Origin of the sequence: Mesorhizobium loti, from assembly GCF_013170705.1 — a bacterium.
GTDB lineage: Bacteria > Pseudomonadota > Alphaproteobacteria > Rhizobiales > Rhizobiaceae > Mesorhizobium > Mesorhizobium loti_D.
The window spans coordinates 6,098,026-6,116,122 of the sequence record NZ_CP033334.1 but is presented as its reverse complement, the minus strand read 5'-3'; the positions used below and the strand labels follow the sequence as shown (position 1 = coordinate 6,116,122).

Below are 18,097 nucleotides of genomic sequence, written 5' to 3'. Positions count from 1 at the left end.
TTTGGTTGCTGCAAATCAGGTCTTCACGGACGGCAGTTCCGATACCAGCCGCAGCGAGGCGTTGATGCCTTCCAGCTGGTAATGCGGGCGCAGGTAGAAGCGGGCGTTGTAGTAGCCCGGCCGCCCCTCCACGCTGTCCACCTGGACTTCCGCCGCCGCCAGCGGGCGCTTGGCGCGCGCCTTGTCGTCGGCGAAGGCAGGGTTGGCCAGCACGTAGCGGTTGATCCACTCGGTCAGCCAGATCTGCATGTCGGAGCGTTCCTTGAACGAGCCGACCTTGTCGCGCGCGATCGCCTTGAGGTAGTGCGCGAAGCGCGAGACCGGGAAGAGATAGGGCAGGTTGGCGCTCAGCCGCTCGTTCGACTGGGCATCGGGGTCGACTAGCCGGCCAGCGCGCGTTTCGTCGTCCTGCAGCGAATGGGCGCCGATGAAGGCCGCGAGATCGGTGTTCTTCCGGTGCAGGATCGGCATCAGGCCGAGCTTGGCCAGTTCGGCCTCGCGCCGGTCGTCGATGGCGACTTCGGTCGGACATTTCATCGCGATCGAGCCGTCGTCGGTCGGGAAGCTGTGCACCGGCAGGTTAAGCACTGTGCCGCCATTCTCAACGCCGCGGATCTGCGTGCCCCAGCCGAAAAGCTTGTGGCTGCGGTTGATGTTGACGCCCATCGGGAAGGCGGCGTTCATCCAGACATATTTGTTGTGATCGCCCTGCACCTCTTCCTCGAAGGTGAAGCCCTTCACCGGGACGGTATCGGTGCCATAGGGCAACCTGGCCAGGACGCGCGGCATGGTCAGGCCGATATAGCGTGCGTCCTCGCTCTCACGCAGCGACTGCCACGAGGCATAGGCCGGGTTGGAGACGATCTGCTGCAGGTCTTGCGGATTCGGCAGTTCCTGCCAGCTGTCCATGCGGAACAGGCGGGGCGAGGCGGCGGCGATAAACGGCGTGTGCGCCGAGGCGCAGATGCCGGAAATATTGCGCAGCAAGCCGACATCGCGCGGGTGGTTGGAGAATTCGTAGGCGCCGATCACACAGCCGATCGGCTCGCCGCCCAGCATCGAATACTCGTCCGTGTAGACCTTCTTGAAGATCGGGCTCTGGTCCCACATCTGGCCTTCATAGTCTTCGAGCGTGTCGGCCAGCTGTTCCTTGGAGATGTTCATCACCCGGATCTTCAGCTTCTGGTCGGTCTCGGTGTTGTTGACGAGATACCAGAGGCCTCGCCATGTGCCCTCCATCTCGCGCACTTCCGGCGCGTGCAGGATCTCGTTGACCTGTGTCGTCAGCATCTTGTCGATGCCCGCGATCAGCGACTTGATCGACTTGATCGCATTGGACGAGATGGTCGTGGTGTCGGAACGCGATTGCGCCGCGAGCGCGAGATTGCGCACGAGTTGCTGCAGCTTCTCGCTGTCGTCCTTCTTGACCTTGAAATCCTTCTCGAGGAGCCCGCTGAATTCGTCGAGGTTTATGGCTTCGGCATCAGCGGTGACGGCGGCGGTCTTTTGCTGTTCGGCCATGGTTTACTCCCCTGCCTTGTCGTCGTCGGCCAGTGCCTGGCTGGCGATCTTGCCAAGCAGCGGCTCGTTGTTCAGAAGCTGCGCGATGCGTTTTTCGGCGTCGACGCGGCCGTCCATGAAGCCAAGCAACTCTTCGAGCTGGCGGCGCATCTTCAGGATCTCGGCCAGTTGCGGCACCTGTTCGGCAATTTTGTCGGGGGCGAAATCACCCATCTTGGTGAAGGTGAGATCGAGCGCCAGTTCCTCGTCGCGCTCCTGGCCTTCGGCCTGCGGCAGCGTGTTCTTCACCCGGGCTTTGACGCGCGGCCCGAGCGCTTCCATGAATTTGGGGAAGCGGTTCGCGTCGGTCTCGACGAAGGATCGGTCGAGCACCGATTTCGATGCTTCCCTGGTCTGCGAAGCGCCGGAAAGGTCGGCCATCACGGCCATCACAAACGGCAATTCGATCGTCGTCGGGCTGCCGTAGGTTTCCACGTCGTAGGCGATCTGCACCCGCGGCGCGCGATTTCGTTCGATGACCTTCGCTTTGCTTTCGGCTGGCATGTGCTGTTACCTTTCATCCTTCTGAGCCGTCTTCTTGACATCGGGAACGCCGGCAAGAAGCCGGAATTCCTTCAGCCCAGACGGGGCGAGATCTTCCATCAGTTCAACGAAATCCATGTGCACCATCCGGCGCACGCGCCGCGCCAGATGCGGTATGGGGCTCGACGGTTCGGTGCGGTCATAGAAGGCGACGACCAGGTCCAGGCATTTGACCACGTCGTCGCGAGAGGAGATCCGGTCGGGAAGCCCCGTGCTCGAGTCCGCGTAGCTTGCCGCACTTGTCATAGTCTCGGCTCCATGACCGTTTCGAGCAGGTGTTACCGGTTCAGCCGGCTTGGCCACGCCATTCGCCACGGCGCCGGCTGCCGAATTCCGTTCGAGGGTCGTCAGCAAACGCTGCAGGAACCGTTTTAATTCCGGAACGGGAGCGCCGCCGCCTTCGAGACGGGCGTCCAGCGCCGTTTCGACCGCGTCGAGGGCCGCGATCGCCGCCCGGGCGTCGGCGACGAGCGAGACCATCTCCGCACCGGCCTGATCGATCTGTGCCGCGCATCCGGCGCGCACCCGGTTCAACAATTGCCCGTGTGCGCTGACCAGTGCGGCCTTTTCCGCGGTGTTCAATCCCGACGCGGCTTCCTGGAGCATGACGCGGTCGTCGAGCGCGCTTTGTTCCAGGTCGCGTCCGCTGACCGGCCCGATCGAGCGTGGCGTAAAGAAAATCATTTGCCTCAGGTTCGCCAACAACCCGTCCTGACTGTTCTGGAGGTCGAGCAGCGCGTTGATACGGCGCAAGGCGGCATCGCGAGGCGAAGCGTTGGGCCGCAGTGCCGGATGCATGGTTTCCCAATGCTGGTCGAAGGTCTGCGCAATAAGCGTCAGCCCCTGCGCGAGCCCGGCCAGTCCTTCTTCATTGGCCAGCGCGCGGGTGACGATGACCAGCAGCCGCAGGTCGCGGCCATGCGCACGCAATTCCCCCGCCTTCGCCAGCACGGCGGACCAGTCGACCGGAATGGTGCTTTGCGACGTGGGCTTGTTGTTGCCGTCGTGGACGACTTTGATCTCGGGTTCGGTCAGGCGCTCCAGCTCGTGAAAAGCCGGGTCGTTGCGCAAGTCTTCCCCTGACGGATTTTCACCGTCGAGCGGACTAAGCCAGAGTGCGACATCAATCACACAAACCCCCAGCGACCAGCCTCAAGCCATATGTGACGCAACGTTATCACACGGTTGCACTTTACCACAATTCAACGAGCGCTCAAAAATTAACAGAAGCTAAACGCGATCGCCTCACGAGCGCTGAAATCCACGGCGCGGTTGCCTTGGCAGCATGCGAACCGCGTTGCGGAGGGGCGTCCAGTGCCGTGGCTTTTTGCAGTCAAGGGTGCGGGACTTTCCACAAATGGAAAGGAGCCGGCTAAACCGGGCATCGGGACATCGTCCATGACGCTCTTTGTCAAGTGACGTCTTATGTGGCAGTTTATCAGCTGGCAGACTGCAGGAGCACGTTCGATGGAACAGCGCCGGTCATCGCAGACTTTCAAACGCAAGGAACTGGTCGGCAAGCTCAATCCTGTCGGTGTCCGCGCCTTCAAGGCTGCCGCCGATGCCGCCAAACTGCGCGGTAATCCCTATGTCGAACTGGTCCATTTCATCGAGCAACTGGTGCTTTCCGACCGCTCGGATGTGCAGATGATCATCGCCGATGCGGGCGTGGATGCGAGCCGGCTCACGGCCGACATGACCCGCGCCGTCGACAAGCTGCCTTATGGCGCGACCTCGATCGAGGAATTCTCCGACCACATCTTTCATGCCATCCAGGAGGCCTGGAACCTGGCAACGCTCGAGTTCGGCGTCGAGGAAGTCCGCAGCGCACATATTCTGCTTGCCTGCCTGAGGACGCCGGTGCTGGAAGGCCTGCTGTCGAAGATCAGCGGCGAGTTCGACAAGATCGACGCCGACGCGGTCATTGCGCGGTTCGCCGACGTCGTGGAAGGTTCGCTCGAAGCCGGCGCCTCGACCACGGTCTCCGCCCCTGAAGCGCCGCGGCGGGGGCCAGGCGGGGATTCGGCGCTGGCGAAATACGCCACCGACCTGACCCAGCGCGCCCGCGACGGCAAGATCGACCCGGTCGTCGGCCGCGATCCGGAAATCCGGCAGATCGTCGATATCCTGATGCGGCGCCGGCAGAACAACCCGATCCTGACCGGCGAGGCCGGTGTCGGCAAGACCGCGGTGGTCGAGGGCTTTGCCTTGCGTGTCGCCGCGGACGACGTGCCGCCCACACTGCAAGGCGTCAGCGTGCGCATGCTTGACGTCGGATTGATGCAGGCGGGCGCCAGCGTGAAGGGCGAATTTGAAAAACGGCTGAAGGCGGTCATCGACGAGGTTCAGTCGTCCGAGACGCCGGTCATCCTGTTCATCGACGAGGCGCACACGCTGATCGGCGCCGGCGGCGCGGCTGGAACAGGCGACGCGGCCAATCTCTTGAAGCCGGCGCTGGCGCGCGGTGAACTTCGCACGATCGCGGCGACGACCTGGGCCGAATACAAGCAGCACATCGAGAAAGACCCTGCGCTGACCCGCCGTTTCCAGGTGGTCAAGATCGACGAACCGTCGGAGGCGGTGGCCGTGCTGATGTTGCGCGGTGTGGCCGGCGTTCTGGAGAAGCATCACGAGGTGCAGATACTCGATGAGGCGATCGAGGCGGCGGTCGGCCTGTCGCATCGCTACATCCCGGCGCGGCAACTGCCGGACAAGGCGGTGAGCCTGCTCGATACCGCTTGTGCCCGTGTCGCCATATCGCAGCACGCGACGCCGGCCGAGGTCGAGGACATCATTCGCCGCCGCCAGGCGCTGGAGGTCGAGCGCGGCATCATCGGTCGCGAGGCTGCGATCGGCATCGAGGTGGCGGAGCGGCAGGCGCGGGTTGAAGCCGGGTTAGCCGAAACCGAGACCACGCTGGCTGCCGCCGAGGGGCGCTGGGAGCGTGAAAAGGCGCTGGTCGCCGAGATACTCGAATTGCGCGCGCGGCTGCGCGGTGAGGGCGTGCCGCTCGATGCGGAGGCGACCGCTGAGGCTGACACTGAAACGGCAGTGACGGACGCGGAAAAGACCAAGGTGCCCAAGACTGAGCCGCCCAAGACGGAAACGGCGAAGGCGGAAACGACGAAGACCAAGGCGGCCAAAGCCAGGGCCGAGGCGCCGGCGGCTGCCGATCCGGCGCCGTCGGATCCGGCGGCCGACCTTGCTCGGTTGCGCGAGCTGATGGCCGAATTGGCCACGGCGCAAGGCGAGACACCGCTGATCCTGCCCTCGGTTGACCGCAATGCCGTGGCCGCCGTGGTCCAGGACTGGACGGGAATCCCGACTGGACGGATGTTGTCGAGCCAGACCGAAAAGGCGCTCAAGCTCGCCACCACGCTCTCGGAGCGGGTCGTCGGCCAGGATCACGCCATGGAGATGATCGCCAGGCGCGTACAGACCAGCCGCGCCGGGCTCGGTGCACCGGAAAAGCCGGTCGGCGTGTTCCTGCTCTGCGGCCCCTCGGGCGTCGGCAAGACTGAAACCGCGCTGGCGCTGGCCGAAACCCTCTATGGCGGCGAACAGAACCTGATCTCGATCAACATGTCCGAGTTCCAGGAGGCGCATACGGTGTCCACCTTGAAAGGTGCGCCGCCCGGCTATGTCGGTTACGGCAAGGGCGGCATCCTGACCGAGGCCGTGCGCAGAAAACCCTATTCGGTGATCCTGCTCGACGAGGTCGAGAAGGCGCATCCCGACGTCCACGAGATATTCTTCCAGGTTTTCGACAAGGGCATGATGGACGACAGCGAGGGGCGACGGATCGATTTCAAGAACACGCTGATCCTGCTTACCTCCAATGTCGGCTCGGAGGTCATCATGGAGCGGACCGGGAACGGCACTATACGGGCCGGACTTGACGATCTGGACATCGCCTTGCGCAGCCCGCTGCTGAAGGTCTTCCCGGCTGCCTTCCTCGGCCGGGTGGTGACCATTCCCTATTACCCGCTCTCGGACGGGATGATCGAAGCCATCACCCGTCACCAGTTTGCCAAGATCGCTCGCCGGCTGCGCACGACCAACGATGCGGAACTGGTAATCGGCGACGGTGTCATGGATCTGGTCAAGGCCCGCTGCACCGAGATCGAATCCGGCGGACGGATGATCGATGCCATCCTGACCAACACGCTGCTGCCGGAACTGAGCCGGGGCGTGCTCGACCGGTCGCTCGCGGGCGAGAAAATGTCAAAGGTCACCGTTGGCGCCTCCAAGGAAGGTTTCACCTATTCCTTCGAGTAGCTCGGGCGAATGCCGGTCAAGCAAGGATTGCCACGGTGGCGCAGCCGCTTCGAGTATAGCGTATCCGCGGCGATCATACTCCCAGAACGTGCTGGATTCTATCGAGAATCGGATTGATCAGGCGCTGCTGGCCGATGGACCATCTCTTGATGGCCAGTGATGCCTCCGAGGCGGCGGAACATGGTTCACGCTGGTTTCACGCCAACGTTGCGATACCGGGGCGTCAAACGCGAGCTTTGCAGGAGCAAGCAATGCCGGATCCGAAGACGTACCTGTTCGATTTGCCGGCCGCGGGCAGGCCGGCACCATTTGCGATCCCGGAGGTGCTCTATCCCGGCGTCCAAGATTACTGGGCGGGCTCGACGTCCTTGCGGCGTTTCGATCCGATCCTCGGCATCGAGGCGGTTGTCATTCATGCGACTGCCGGCGGCAGCTCGGCCGGGGCGATGTCGGTGATGCAGGCCGGCACCGCCAGTTTTCACTGGCTGGTTCCCGATGAGAACGAAAGCCAGCACGGAAACATTGTCTGGGCGTGTGCGCCGGAATCGCGGGCGGCCTGGCATGTAGGAAACGACAAGAGCCATCCGCGGGTCAATGGCGGCGCCAAGCGCGTCAATCACTGGAGCCTTGGCATTGAAGTCGTCAACAGCCAGGTCGCGGCCCCATTCTCGAGCTGGCAGGTCGAAGTGACGGCGAGGATTGTGCGCTATTGCTGGGCGAAATACCCGAACCTCAAGACCATCGTTTCGCATGCCGCGCTCGATCCGGCCCGCCGGCCCGATCCAGGCATGAGTTTCGACTGGAACCGTTTTCGCCAGCTCGTCATATCGCCTCCCGGCACGGAATCCGTGTCGTCGATGATTGGCGGCGTGACCCCGATGGGCAAACTTGCGCCAACTGATGTCCGGACCTGTTGCACCGGGTGATCGGCAGGCTTCAACCATGCATCTCAAGTCGGCCGGGGGGTCGGCGGCGGGACGGATTTTGGGCCTCCCAACATAATCCGTCCCGCCCTCGGACTGGGCCGTTCGGCCGGGGGCGCAAGATATGGCCGGCTGGCATCGCCGAGCGCGTGCGAATGGAATAGTCTTTGACGAAAAGAGGTGGTGATGAGACACGGCGAGTATGCGGCATATGAAACCCTGGTAAATCACCGCCGCGCGCTCAACGCGATGGCGAGGACTGCTGGAGGTCAAACCGTCGAAGCGGCAGGTGCGGACGCGGGCGACGCTCTTCGGCGCCGGCTCCTGTTTCCCGATCTCGCCGAAAAGCCGATAAGCCTCATGCCGGCTGGAGAAGATGGCTCCATGACGGAGAGAACCCAGGCGGCGCTCACCGACATCTCGAACTCCATGCTCGGTCCCATCGATTCCCCCGACCTCAGCGACAATCCCGCTGCCTATACCTATTTCGGCCAGTTCGCTTTTCACGACATCGTCTTTAGCCGCATATTTGGCATGCCGGGCGATCATGCCGGGCGCACCTTGAGGAACGCCGTCTCGGGCAGTCTCGATCTGTCGGGCCTTTATGGACGAGGCCTGGTTGTGGACTCGCATCTCTATGACTCCGCATCGGAAAGCGACACCACCCTGTGTCGATTCCCGATCGGCCTGCCCGGGGTCAGCGACAAGCAGGTCAAACTTCCCGTCGATGGTGCGGTCGAAAGGGCGCGAGACGTCCCGCGCGTCGACGCCTCCAGCGGTTTTCTGAGCGTGTGCGGACGAAAGGCGCCTTACCGTCCGCTGATCGGCGACCCCAGGAACGACGACAATCTCATTCTCTCGCAGCTGCAATGCTCGTTGATGCTGGTGCACAACCGTCTCGTCGATTTGCTGATGGCGCGACGCGCTGTACCGCCGCAGACCGCCTTCGACCAAGCGCGGCTTTACCTGACCGGTGTCTATCGCCGCGTCGTCGTCGACGACTATCTCAGGCGAATTCTGGCCCCGGCGGTCTGGGCGCACTTCTTCGATGGCGAGGAGTTTCGCGGACCCGGCGTCGCATCGCTGAGGCCGCTGGCGGACTTGCCGATCGAATTCACATTTGGCGCCTCGCGGTTTGCGCATTCGATGGTCCGCGACCGCTATGCCCTCAACAAGGCATTCGAAGAGGAAGCCGGCACCTTGCGCGAGATCCTGGCATTTTCGAGCCAGCGCCCGAATGGTGACGTTCCGGTCCGCGTGAATTGGGCCGTCGACTGGAGCCGTTTCATCGAGTCGGACGATGCGAAGGCGCTGAAGGCACGCCGTATCAGCCCGTTTCTCAACTACGAGATGGCGGTGGTTCAGCACGCCGCCGACTTCGACGGGGCCCCTCGGTCCATCGCCTTCATGGATTGCTGGCGCTGTTACGATCTAGGCATCGCATCAGGCCAGACGATTGCCGGCGCCGTCGCTGCTGCGCTTTCCGCGGATGTGCCTGTACTTTCCGGCGCTGCCATGCTGCCCACGCAAAGCTGCAGGAAGCGTTACAGCTTCCAGGCTGGCGCGCTTGAGAAGACGCTGCTGGCCCATCCGCAGTTCCTGACCGAGACCCCTCTGTCCTATTACATCATGCAGGAAGCCGCCGTGCTCGGCGATGACGGCAACCGGCTGGGACCGACCGGCTCGTTCATCGTCGCGGCCACCGTCGCCGCCGCACTGTTCAATGCCGGAGACAGCGAAATCCAGATGCCGCTGTCCCTGTCATCGGCCGAACCCGGCAATCTGGCGGGGCTCTTGGGGTTGGCCGACGACAGGCTGGTTTCAGACGACCAGCTCTACGAATACTTCCAGCGGTACGCTAACCTGGACATGCCGGGGCGGGCCTATCGAAGAACCGGCAACGTCGCAACCTGAAGAAATGGAGAGGGGTCATGGCCAAATTCGAGAATGTGCAGTTCGAAGCGTTGGGAGCCTTTATTCGAGAAGCCATAAAGGATCCCGCCACCATGGAGATATTCAGGAAAGGCACGCAGGACGAGAAGAAAGACCTGCTCAGAGGGTTCATGAACCCGCGCGGCAAGACCTGGGACGAGATCGAGATCATCGCGCATTTCGATGAAGAAAACGTCGTCAACATTGCCTTTCCTTTCACCGGGGACGTCGAGGAGACCGTGCGGACGATCGCGCCCGAGGTCGGCCCCGGAGAGGATTATCCTTTCCCGGCCCACTACAAATTCGATCCCAACGCAGGCGCGACGGTCGAGGAGAAGAAGGCAAACCGGCTCCGGGGCTACCGTTGCCGGCTTGGCGACTATGTTATGTCGCGCTGCAGATAGGATGCGCCGGGCTTCGGCCGCGTCATGCCAGCCGTGAGGCGCGGTCGATGCCTTCGCTCAGTCTCGCGCGGTCGGCATCCAGGCGGATCGGGAAGACGTTCTTGAACCAGTCGATCGCGCTTCGCCGGGTCGGGCGCTCGCCATTGTGCCATGCGGTCGTGATACCCTTCAGAAATATTCTGAAGTCGGTGGCGGCTTTCGCGTCATCGCCCATGAAGGCATGCGCGGCAGCCGACCAGCCTCGGATATCGGGAAACAGGCCGTCGCTTTTTTCGACAGCCTCGACGCAGCCCTGCAGGTCGCCCGCCAGGAATGCAACGGTCGCATGGTAACCGTGGTAGTGCGGCTCATGCAGCGGGTTGAGCTCGAACGACCGTCGCGACAGGTCGACCGCCCGCTGATGGTTTCCGATGAACGCGCTGAAAAGCGAATAGGCGATAAGGGTCGCCGGATTGGCGGCGTTGAGGTCGTGCGCCAGTCCGAAATGAAATTCCGCCAGTTCCCAGCGCCGCGCCAGGAGGTGGCTCCAAGCCAGGTTGACCTGGTTGCGATGATCGAGAGGATCGATCGCGACCGCCTTCTTGGCGAGGTCGAATGCGCGGTCGAGGTCGGCGCTCTCGACCGGATAGCCGGGCAGCACGATCCACCGCGAATTCAGGATCACAGCCAGGCTCGAATAGGCGCAGGCCAGGCTAGGGTCCTGGCGAATGGCTTCTTCGTAACGCGCGATCGCGATGGCGTCGGTGTCTTTGCGCCACAACGTCGAAAGCCGCTGTCCGTCGAGCCAATTGTCATAGGCCGAGATGTAGTTTGGCGACTGTTCGTCGATGCGATGGAGGCGCGTGGTGGAAATCACCAACTGGAGGCGTGAAGCAACCCGCGCGCAGATTTCATTGAAGACGGGTCTCCATGCCGCCGGTTCTCGAGGCGCGGTGGTGGAGAACTGCAAGACGCCCGTTGGGATCGTGCGGCATGAAATATCGAAATGCGGTTCGTCCTCGCCGTCGGACGCGGTTATGATCACGGCAAGGTCGGCGGTTTCCCCCACGGCGGCACGAAGCGTCTCGACAGACCCTGATCGTATCGTGTCGCGATCAAGCTCGGTGTGGATTGCGGTCCAATGCCTGAACCGCGAGAGGGTGGCGGAAAGTTCACTGACCAGGGCGAACTGAATGTGCGCGTCGGTGCTCCTGTGTTTTTCCGTGACGAGCACGATCGTCGGCCTTTCGACAAGCTGGCGCGGCGCGGCAGGGTCGAGGGCGACTTGCGGCTGCGCATCCGTCGCATCCACGGCCGCTGTCTTGAACCGCTCCAGTTGCTGAATGATTTCGCGTGGCGGTGCGAGATCGAGTTCCGATCTCAGATCGCTGACATAGCGTTCGAAGAAAACGCGGGCCCTGGCATAGCCGCCTTCCCGATGCAGCGCCCCCAACATGGTGATGACCGCCGACTCATGGAAAGGATCGAGGCGCAAGATGCAGCCGGCGATCGCCTTGCGTTCCACCAGGGTCGAATTTGCCTCGTTGAGCGATTTCGACAGTTGATGGGTCAGACCATCCGACCACTGGGTCGAAATCATCCCGATCCAGTTATCGAATACCGGATCGCAATCCTGAAGCCCGATGCAAAGTGATCTGTCGCTTCGCGCCAGGATGCCGTCGACAGCCGGGAAATCCCGATCCCTGAGCGCATGGCGCAGAGCGGCGAGATCCGTGCGCAGGACATTGGGATCGATCCCGACGGAGAGCTTGTCGAGGACCAGAAACGGCACCCCCGTCGTGAGTTCGATCTGCTTCAGATCGCGAATGGATTGCCTCAGCGAGGCGCGTGCGTGTTCTTCATCGCTGTCGCTCCACAGGAGCGCGGACAAACGTCCGCGTGTTTCGCGCGTCTGTTCGGACAAAATGAGATAGGCCAGGATCGCGCAGGCCTTGCGTTTGTCGAGAGCATAAACCTTATCGAGGCTGCGTATCTCGAAATTGCCGACGAGTTTGATCTCGAGGCTTTTCCTGGAAGAGCCCCTTTCTCTCTGCCTGTGGATCATGGTTACTGACATGATCGACCCAAACGCCCTTTGGTCATTTAATACCAGAACCGGACTGACGTTAAGCGAAGATCGAAGAATGCGGTTAGAAAAAAGTCATTGGGAAGTGCTTTGCGCACAGCCGCATTCCGCAGTCGACTCTTCGAACACGGTGCTGGACAAGGTGCCCGATACAATAAGGCGGGATCTTCGGCTCGCGGGATTGGAGCTCCGGCCGGAAACGGATGTCGAGGCTTCCGATCGCCTGCGTCTGTACAGCTTCGCCGCCCTTCACGGCCTGATTGTCGATCTGTTCGAGATACCGGGCGGTATTCTGGCCGCGGCGAATCTCGGTCTGCCGTGGAGCGGCGGTATCCGCCAAGTGACTGTAAGCGGAAAGGGATACAGCCGGTCACAGGCCTTGTTGGGATGCCTTGGCGAAGCCGTGGAAATCAGCAGTTGGATGTATCAGGCCTTGGACGAGTGCACGCTTGTAGCGGCCGGCCAGGCCAGCGATATCATCCCGGCCGAAGCGGTACTGGGTTTTTCCAGGCGCCAGATACAGCAGCGCCGCCGTCTCAACCGCATGTGGGATGGCTGGGATGCGATTCCCCCGCCCCGGCAACTGCACGATCCCGATCGGCTGGCCCGCGTGCGCGACTTCGCGGGCTCGCGCACCGCGATGTGCCCCGCATTTCTTTGCTTCGGTGGCTTTGGCGACGCCGTCCATGGAGACAACAGCCTGAACGCCGATTCCAATGGCTGCGCCGCCGGAAGCACCATCGACGCCGCTATGTCGCGCGCCGTGCTCGAGCTCGTTGAGCGCGATGCAACCGGCATATGGTGGTGGCGAGGCTGCCGGCGTCGGCGCTTTGCTCCCACCGGGCACGATGCTTCCCTGGCAGCGGCCTTGACGGAGCACGCCATCGAAACCGGGCGGCGTGTCTGGTTCCTCGACATTTCAACCTTTCACAGCGCGCATGTGGCAGCCGCGATATCGTGCGACGGGGACGGCCGGCGCCTGGCGGTCGGATTTGCGGCGGCCTTCGATTTGCAGGCGGCGGCCAAGGCCGCGTTCCTCGAGATGATCCAGACCGAGCTCGCGTTCGATGCCCATGAGATGCGGGTCGCAACAAACGGCAATGCGCCGATGTCTGCCGCGGACCGTCGCGTCGCGGCCTGGCTGGAGCACGCAAACCTCGACACAATGGGCTTTTTGAGCGGCTCCGATCCCGGCTCGGCAACGCAGACAGGCCAAGCCGGGATGCTGTCGCGCCTGATGGAAGAGATAAGCAGCGCAAGCGGCGGCAATGTATGGTTCGCGGACTTGCAGCGGCCCTCATTCGAGGTCCCCGTGGTCAAGGCGATCTGCGTCGGTCTCGCGCATTTCAAGCCGCGGTCAGGGTGTAAACGGCTCTGGATGTTACCTCAACAACGAGGTTGGCAGGCAACTTACGGCCGCCGCGATTTTGAGCGGCTGATGCCCCTCCTCGTCTGAGGGTTTGGGCTCCGCCTGAGGTTGATTTCACGCTGAGTTCACGGTGCTCCTCCCAAATTGCCGCGACGGTTAGGGGAGGGGTGCGGCGATGAAGAACCGATACAGTTCGACCGACGTCAAATCTGGCGTGACGACAAGGGAGCCGGAAACCGCGGCGGCTCGCAGGATTGGCGAGAGGCGTTGCGCGGACGCGGTGGGCACCCGGTCACCCGCCGCGGGTTGGCGCAAGGCCCTTGCGTACGTTCTTCCGGTTCTCATCATATCGACCCAGCAGGCAGTCGCGCAGGGCAACGACATTCCGAATGCCTCCAACATCCTCACCGAATTGATGAAGGTGTTTCTGATCGCCGCGGTGTTCGAGCAGGCGTTCGCCGCAATCTTCAACTGGCGGCTCTATCAGGAGTTTTTTTCGGCGCGCGCGGTGAAGACGTTGGTGATGCTGGTTATCGCGGCTCTGTTCGTCGGCCTCTCCGGATACGATCCCGTCAGCAAGATCATCGGCTTTGCCAACGGTATCCAGCAGGTGCCGGCGACCATGCCGACAACGGTGCTGACCACCGTCCTGTCGGCGTTGATCATCGCAGGCGGAAGCGCCGGCGTGAACACCTTGCTGGTCAACCTTGGCTTGCGCACGCCCTCCGCCGCCGCCGAACCGCCCAAGCCGCAAACCGGTTCGGCGTGGTTTTCGGTGCGGGTGGTCGCCTCGAGAAGCGCCCCGCGGGCCGACTATGTCGTCGGCCTGACCTTGGCTGACCAATCAGTGGCCGGGGATCCCGTGCTTGGCGTGCTGGCCAGGCGCAGTGTGGGGGAGAGATTGAGGCGGGTCTTTTCACGCGATCCGATGCGTTACCCGTCGAGCGGCGGCTACACCGTACCAACGGGCAAGCCCTACGCGATCACGCTGTCGCAAGTCGTGCAGGATCCTCCGCCGACAAAGGGCGAAAAAGTCATCAAGACCACGCTCAAGCCGATCTGGAGCTGGACCGGGTCGTTTGCCGACAGGGCGATAGCGGACTTCGAAATCACGCTCGAGCGGAATGCCGGCGTCGACTTGAGCGCGGGAGGATAACGCCATGTATCGTCAATTCCTGAAGGCGGCCGCCGACGCAACCGACGAGCCGGATTCCAAAACGCTCGCACCGGACATCATCCGTTTCACGCTCGAATACGGCGCGCCGCCCGATCTTCCGGCGGAACGCGCGAAGCTGGCCGGACTGATTGGCAGCGAGCGCTTTGCTTTCTTCCCCTTGCCGCCCGGTGAAGATCCGCTCGTCCACGTCTTGCAGTTTCCCAATGTGCGGCGCGAGCAATCGGCGGGGTTCCTCTTCGAGGTCGCGCAAAATCTGATCGATGACTGCGGCCTGCGTTCCTGCGTTCCCGATGTCGATCCGGGCTGGATTGCCGACGACGAGCTTAACCGCAGTGCACCGGAATCGGTGGGCGGTATCGTCTGGACGCTTTGCAAGTCGAGCGCTCCGGTTCCCCCGACCATCCGCTGGGCGATCTCGGCGGTGCGGGCTGACCGGGCATGGGCCAGGTTCGGCACCACCGGCCAGGGGATTCTGGTTGGGCAGCCCGATACGGGGGTCGCCGATCATCGCGAATTGGATGGTGCGCTCGATCTGGCAAAAGGCACGGACATTCTGGCCGGCGGCGGCCTTCCGATCGACCCACTCTCCTCGTCGATGTCTTCGCCGGGCCATGGTACGGCGACGTCGAGTACGGTCGTGAGCCGTCCCTCATTGGCGATCGTCGGTGCGGCCCCCGGAGCGACGCTGGTTCCAATCCGTTGCGTCAATTCGGTGGTGATCGGCGGTGGCGCCGCCGTCGCGGCCGCCGTTGACCATGCCCGCCTGGCGAAATGCCACGTCATCACGATGAGTCTTGGCGGGCCTATCGAAGGCGCGGATTTGCGGCGGGCTATCGAAAGGGCCGTCAAGGCGGATATGATCGTTGTGGCCGCGGCCGGCAATTGCATACCAACTGTCGTCTATCCCGCCTGGGACCGCAACGTCATTGCCGTTGCTGGTGTCGACCTCAACGATCGACCTTGGAAAGGGACGTCCAGCGGCCCCAAGGTCGACATTTCGGCTCCGGGCGAGAATGTCTATGTGGCGCGGCGGAACCGGCCCATGGATGTCGACAAATCGGTTGTCGAGCCGGGCCAGGGGACATCCTTTGCCGTGGCTCTGACTGCTGGGTGCGCGGCACTTTGGCTGGCCAGGCACTCTCCTGCCGCGGTCAAGGCCGAGGCGGCCAGGCGCGGTGTGAACGTCCAGGAACTATTCCGCGCCGCCGTCAGGAAATCGGCGCGCAGACCGGCAAACTGGCCCGGCAGGTCCATGGGCGCCGGTGTGGTCGATGCGGAACAGCTGCTGGCATTGCCGCTTTCCGATATCCCGGCTGCCGCTCCCGTGGAAAGCGCACATCCCGGCCAGCCGATCCTCGAGGCCACGTCCGACCCGCAACGCTTCGTCGCGGAGACAGGCTTTCTGACGCTTGATCGGCGCCAGCGCATGGACCCCAAACGTGTTGGGGCACTCGAAAGCGCCGTCGCACCGCGCCCCAGCCGGGCCCTGGCGGCAGCCACCGGTACGTCCGGCGCTGCAGCCGCGCTGCTCGATCGCACCACCTTGCCGGGACCATCGGGACCGCTGACCGCTTTCGTCGGCCCACGCATGCCGTCGGGTGCTTCGCAGCCGCGTCGAGGCTCCGCCTCCGAAAGCGCGGTGCCGCCGCCCATCACCGCGCGGACGATGCTTGCCCGATCCGGAAAACAGGAGATGCTCGACCGTATCGAGAAGGTCCTGAGCAGCCGAGGAGCGCGGGCTGGCACAACCGAATCCGCCCGCGCGGCCGGCCGTGTGATCATGACTCATGCCGAAGGCGTCGTCGACGCTTGGGCCAAGGGCAGAAGTATCGATGCCGGATCGGTCGGGGCCGTAAGGGCGACGGCGGAAGCGATCGTGCGGCTGACCGACCGTCCCGCGCTCCGGGTCGTGGCCGGGATGGTCGATCCCAAGGATCCGCAGCTGGAATTATGGGCCGGCGATCTGGGGCCGCCGAGAAAGGTTCTCAAGCCGCTCATCGATGCGGTTGGCCGCATCGACATCGACGAGGCCGACGGCCATTCGCATGTCGGCACCGGAACGGTAATCGCCAAGGGTCTGGTGATGACCAACCGGCACGTCATCGAGGCGTTTTCCGAGCCGGTTCCGTCTTCAGGCGGGCCGCGCCGGTTTGTGCTCAACGCGCCGGTGTCCATCTGCTTCGACGAGGCTGCAATCGACGAAAAGCGCCGCTTCCTGATCAAGAGCGTGCTGACGGCGGGGCCTTGGCAGATCGGCCAGTTCGCCGATATCGGCAAGCTGGACATCGCCATCCTCGAGGTGGAAACCACCAACGCCGCCGGCGCCAGCCTGCCGGAGCCGGCCCCTTCGGGTCCGCTTTTCATGGAATCGGCCGAGCAGTCCAAGTTCATCGCTGTCGGATACCCGGCAAAACCCAACCTGTCGGCGGCCGTCGATCCGGACACCGGCGAGGTCTCGACCGATATCTGGGACCGTTTCTGGGAGCTGTTCGGCGACGAGTATGGCACCAAATATGTCAGCCCCGGTCAGATCGTCAACAAGCCGGGAGAGATGGTCGGGGACCAGCACCGCTGGGCCGTGAGCCATGACGGCACCACCCTTGCCGGCAACTCGGGCGCCCCCCTTATCAGCTTGCGCAATCCTTATGGCATAGGCGGCCTGCATTTTGGCGGGCAGACGCTGCGGCAGAACCTCGCCCACGATCTGGCCAGCATTCGCCATGCCGTCGACGGCGATGCGCAACTGCTCGATTTGAAGGCCTTTGGAAATTTTTTCAACGCCAGGTGATGTCCTCGGCTTTTTTCGATTGGAGAACTCATGTCCGCGACTGAACTTGTGACCGTAAGGATGGACCGGCGACCGCAGCTTCGCGATATGCGGCGGCTGCGCGGGCCGGGGAACGGGGCAGCTCTCGAAACGCACATTCGCAGTGAGGGTGCCATGGCCGAGCGCGCGGCTCGACCGCGCACGTCGTCGCCCCAGTCCTTTGCTGGCCGTACCGGCTTCGATCGGACTTTCCTGACCAGGTTCCCCATCGACCTGCCCAAGCCGACCGGCCAACGATCCCGCGACATAACGCCGGTTGGCGGCGATGCCAGCGGCCGGCTCGATTATTGCAACTTTTCCGTCGTCATGTGCGCGTCCCGGCGCATGGCCATGTTCACTGCCGTCAATATCGAGGGCGCCCGCTCCATTTCGATTGGGCGCGAGGACGACAAATGGGCGCTGGACGGCCGCCTGCCGGCCGAAGCGCAACTCGGTGAGGACCTCTATGCCGGCAATCGGCTCGACAGGGGACATCTCGTCAGGCGCGAGGATCCCAATTGGGGGGCCAACGCCCTCGTCGCCAATGCGGACACGTTTCACTTCACGAACTGTGCGCCGCAGATGGACATCGTCAATCAGAAGACCTGGCTCGGACTTGAGAACTACATCCTGCAGAATGCGCGGGCCTGGGCCGAGCGGTGTTCCGTGTTCACCGGACCCGTCTTCGGCGCCACTGATCTTCGCTACCGCGATGCGCTCATTCCGAAAGCTTTCTGGAAAGTGGTGTCGTTCATCTCCGATGACGGCCGTCCGTCATCGACGGCCTATGTGGTTGAGCAGGAAAAGGAGCTCAGTCAGCTGGAGGCGGCGTTCGGCGCCTACAAAACCTACCAGCGCAGCGTCAAATACGTCGAAGGGCTTTCCGGCCTCTCTTTTGGCTCGCTCGCCAATTTCGACGGGTTTTCCAATGAGGAAGAGATCGAAGGCGGGCTGTCCATTTCGTCGGAGATCAGGGTGTTGGGCGATGTGCGCGTCTAGGGCGCTTTCGCGAGGGGCATAGCCGCAAGGCAAAGGGGGAT

At 63.0% G+C, this 18,097-nt stretch carries 12 protein-coding genes; 8 read left to right on the top strand and 4 right to left on the bottom strand.

Going from position 1 to position 18,097, the window contains the following annotated elements:
• Positions 1-15 precede the first annotated feature (15 nt).
• The 3 genes from tssC to tssA are packed head-to-tail and all read right to left on the bottom strand — an operon-like array spanning position 16 to position 3,234.
• On the bottom strand, positions 16-1,521 hold the full coding sequence (gene tssC / locus EB815_RS29920) for a type VI secretion system contractile sheath large subunit (protein WP_056564964.1): 1,506 nt from the start codon (positions 1,519-1,521) through the stop codon (positions 16-18).
• A 3-nt stretch (positions 1,522-1,524) separates the two neighbouring features.
• The gene (gene tssB, locus EB815_RS29915; protein WP_056564962.1) at positions 1,525-2,064 is read right to left on the bottom strand and encodes a type VI secretion system contractile sheath small subunit; all 540 of its coding nucleotides are present in this window, start codon (positions 2,062-2,064) and stop codon (positions 1,525-1,527) included.
• Positions 2,065-2,070: 6 nt separating this feature from the next.
• Positions 2,071-3,234 carry a type VI secretion system protein TssA gene (gene tssA, locus EB815_RS29910; RefSeq protein WP_056564960.1) on the bottom strand — a complete coding sequence of 388 codons (1,164 nt, stop codon included), beginning with the start codon at positions 3,232-3,234 and terminating at the stop codon, positions 2,071-2,073.
• A gap of 336 nt (positions 3,235-3,570) precedes the next feature.
• Here tssA and tssH point away from each other — a divergent pair, with 336 nt between their 5' ends.
• The 4 genes from tssH (at position 3,571) to EB815_RS29890 (ending at position 9,640) form a co-directional block, all read left to right on the top strand.
• A complete protein-coding gene (gene tssH, locus EB815_RS29905; protein WP_056564958.1) occupies positions 3,571-6,381 on the top strand; it encodes a type VI secretion system ATPase TssH in 2,811 nt (936 codons plus the stop codon).
• A gap of 251 nt (positions 6,382-6,632) precedes the next feature.
• Positions 6,633-7,307 carry an N-acetylmuramoyl-L-alanine amidase gene (locus EB815_RS29900; protein WP_056564955.1) on the top strand — a complete coding sequence of 225 codons (675 nt, stop codon included), beginning with the start codon at positions 6,633-6,635 and terminating at the stop codon, positions 7,305-7,307.
• Between the two features lie 381 nt (positions 7,308-7,688).
• Complete coding sequence (locus EB815_RS29895) at positions 7,689-9,218, top strand: peroxidase family protein (RefSeq protein ID WP_162258873.1); 1,530 nt, start codon at positions 7,689-7,691, stop codon at positions 9,216-9,218.
• A gap of 17 nt (positions 9,219-9,235) precedes the next feature.
• The gene (locus EB815_RS29890) at positions 9,236-9,640 is read left to right on the top strand and encodes a hypothetical protein (RefSeq protein WP_056564951.1); all 405 of its coding nucleotides are present in this window, start codon (positions 9,236-9,238) and stop codon (positions 9,638-9,640) included.
• A 22-nt stretch (positions 9,641-9,662) separates the two neighbouring features.
• Here EB815_RS29890 and EB815_RS29885 read toward each other — a convergent pair whose 3' ends face one another.
• Complete coding sequence (locus EB815_RS29885; protein WP_162258872.1) at positions 9,663-11,696, bottom strand: hypothetical protein; 2,034 nt, start codon at positions 11,694-11,696, stop codon at positions 9,663-9,665.
• Here EB815_RS29885 and EB815_RS29880 point away from each other — a divergent pair.
• The 4 genes from EB815_RS29880 (at position 11,695) to EB815_RS29865 (ending at position 18,056) form a co-directional block, all read left to right on the top strand.
• Positions 11,695-13,161 carry a YcaO-like family protein gene (locus EB815_RS29880; protein ID WP_162258871.1) on the top strand — a complete coding sequence of 489 codons (1,467 nt, stop codon included), beginning with the start codon at positions 11,695-11,697 and terminating at the stop codon, positions 13,159-13,161. The genes EB815_RS29885 and EB815_RS29880 overlap by 2 nt on opposite strands.
• An 88-nt stretch (positions 13,162-13,249) precedes the next feature.
• A complete protein-coding gene (locus EB815_RS29875; RefSeq protein WP_056564945.1) occupies positions 13,250-14,230 on the top strand; it encodes a hypothetical protein in 981 nt (326 codons plus the stop codon).
• Positions 14,231-14,234: 4 nt separating this feature from the next.
• Entirely contained in the window at positions 14,235-17,039 is a 2,805-nt protein-coding gene (locus EB815_RS29870) for a S8 family serine peptidase (RefSeq protein WP_056564943.1), read from the top strand.
• Between the two features lie 153 nt (positions 17,040-17,192).
• Positions 17,193-18,056, top strand: coding sequence for a DNA/RNA non-specific endonuclease (locus EB815_RS29865; RefSeq protein ID WP_196772367.1), 864 nt, complete (start codon positions 17,193-17,195; stop codon positions 18,054-18,056).
• The last annotated feature ends 41 nt before the right edge of the window (positions 18,057-18,097 follow it).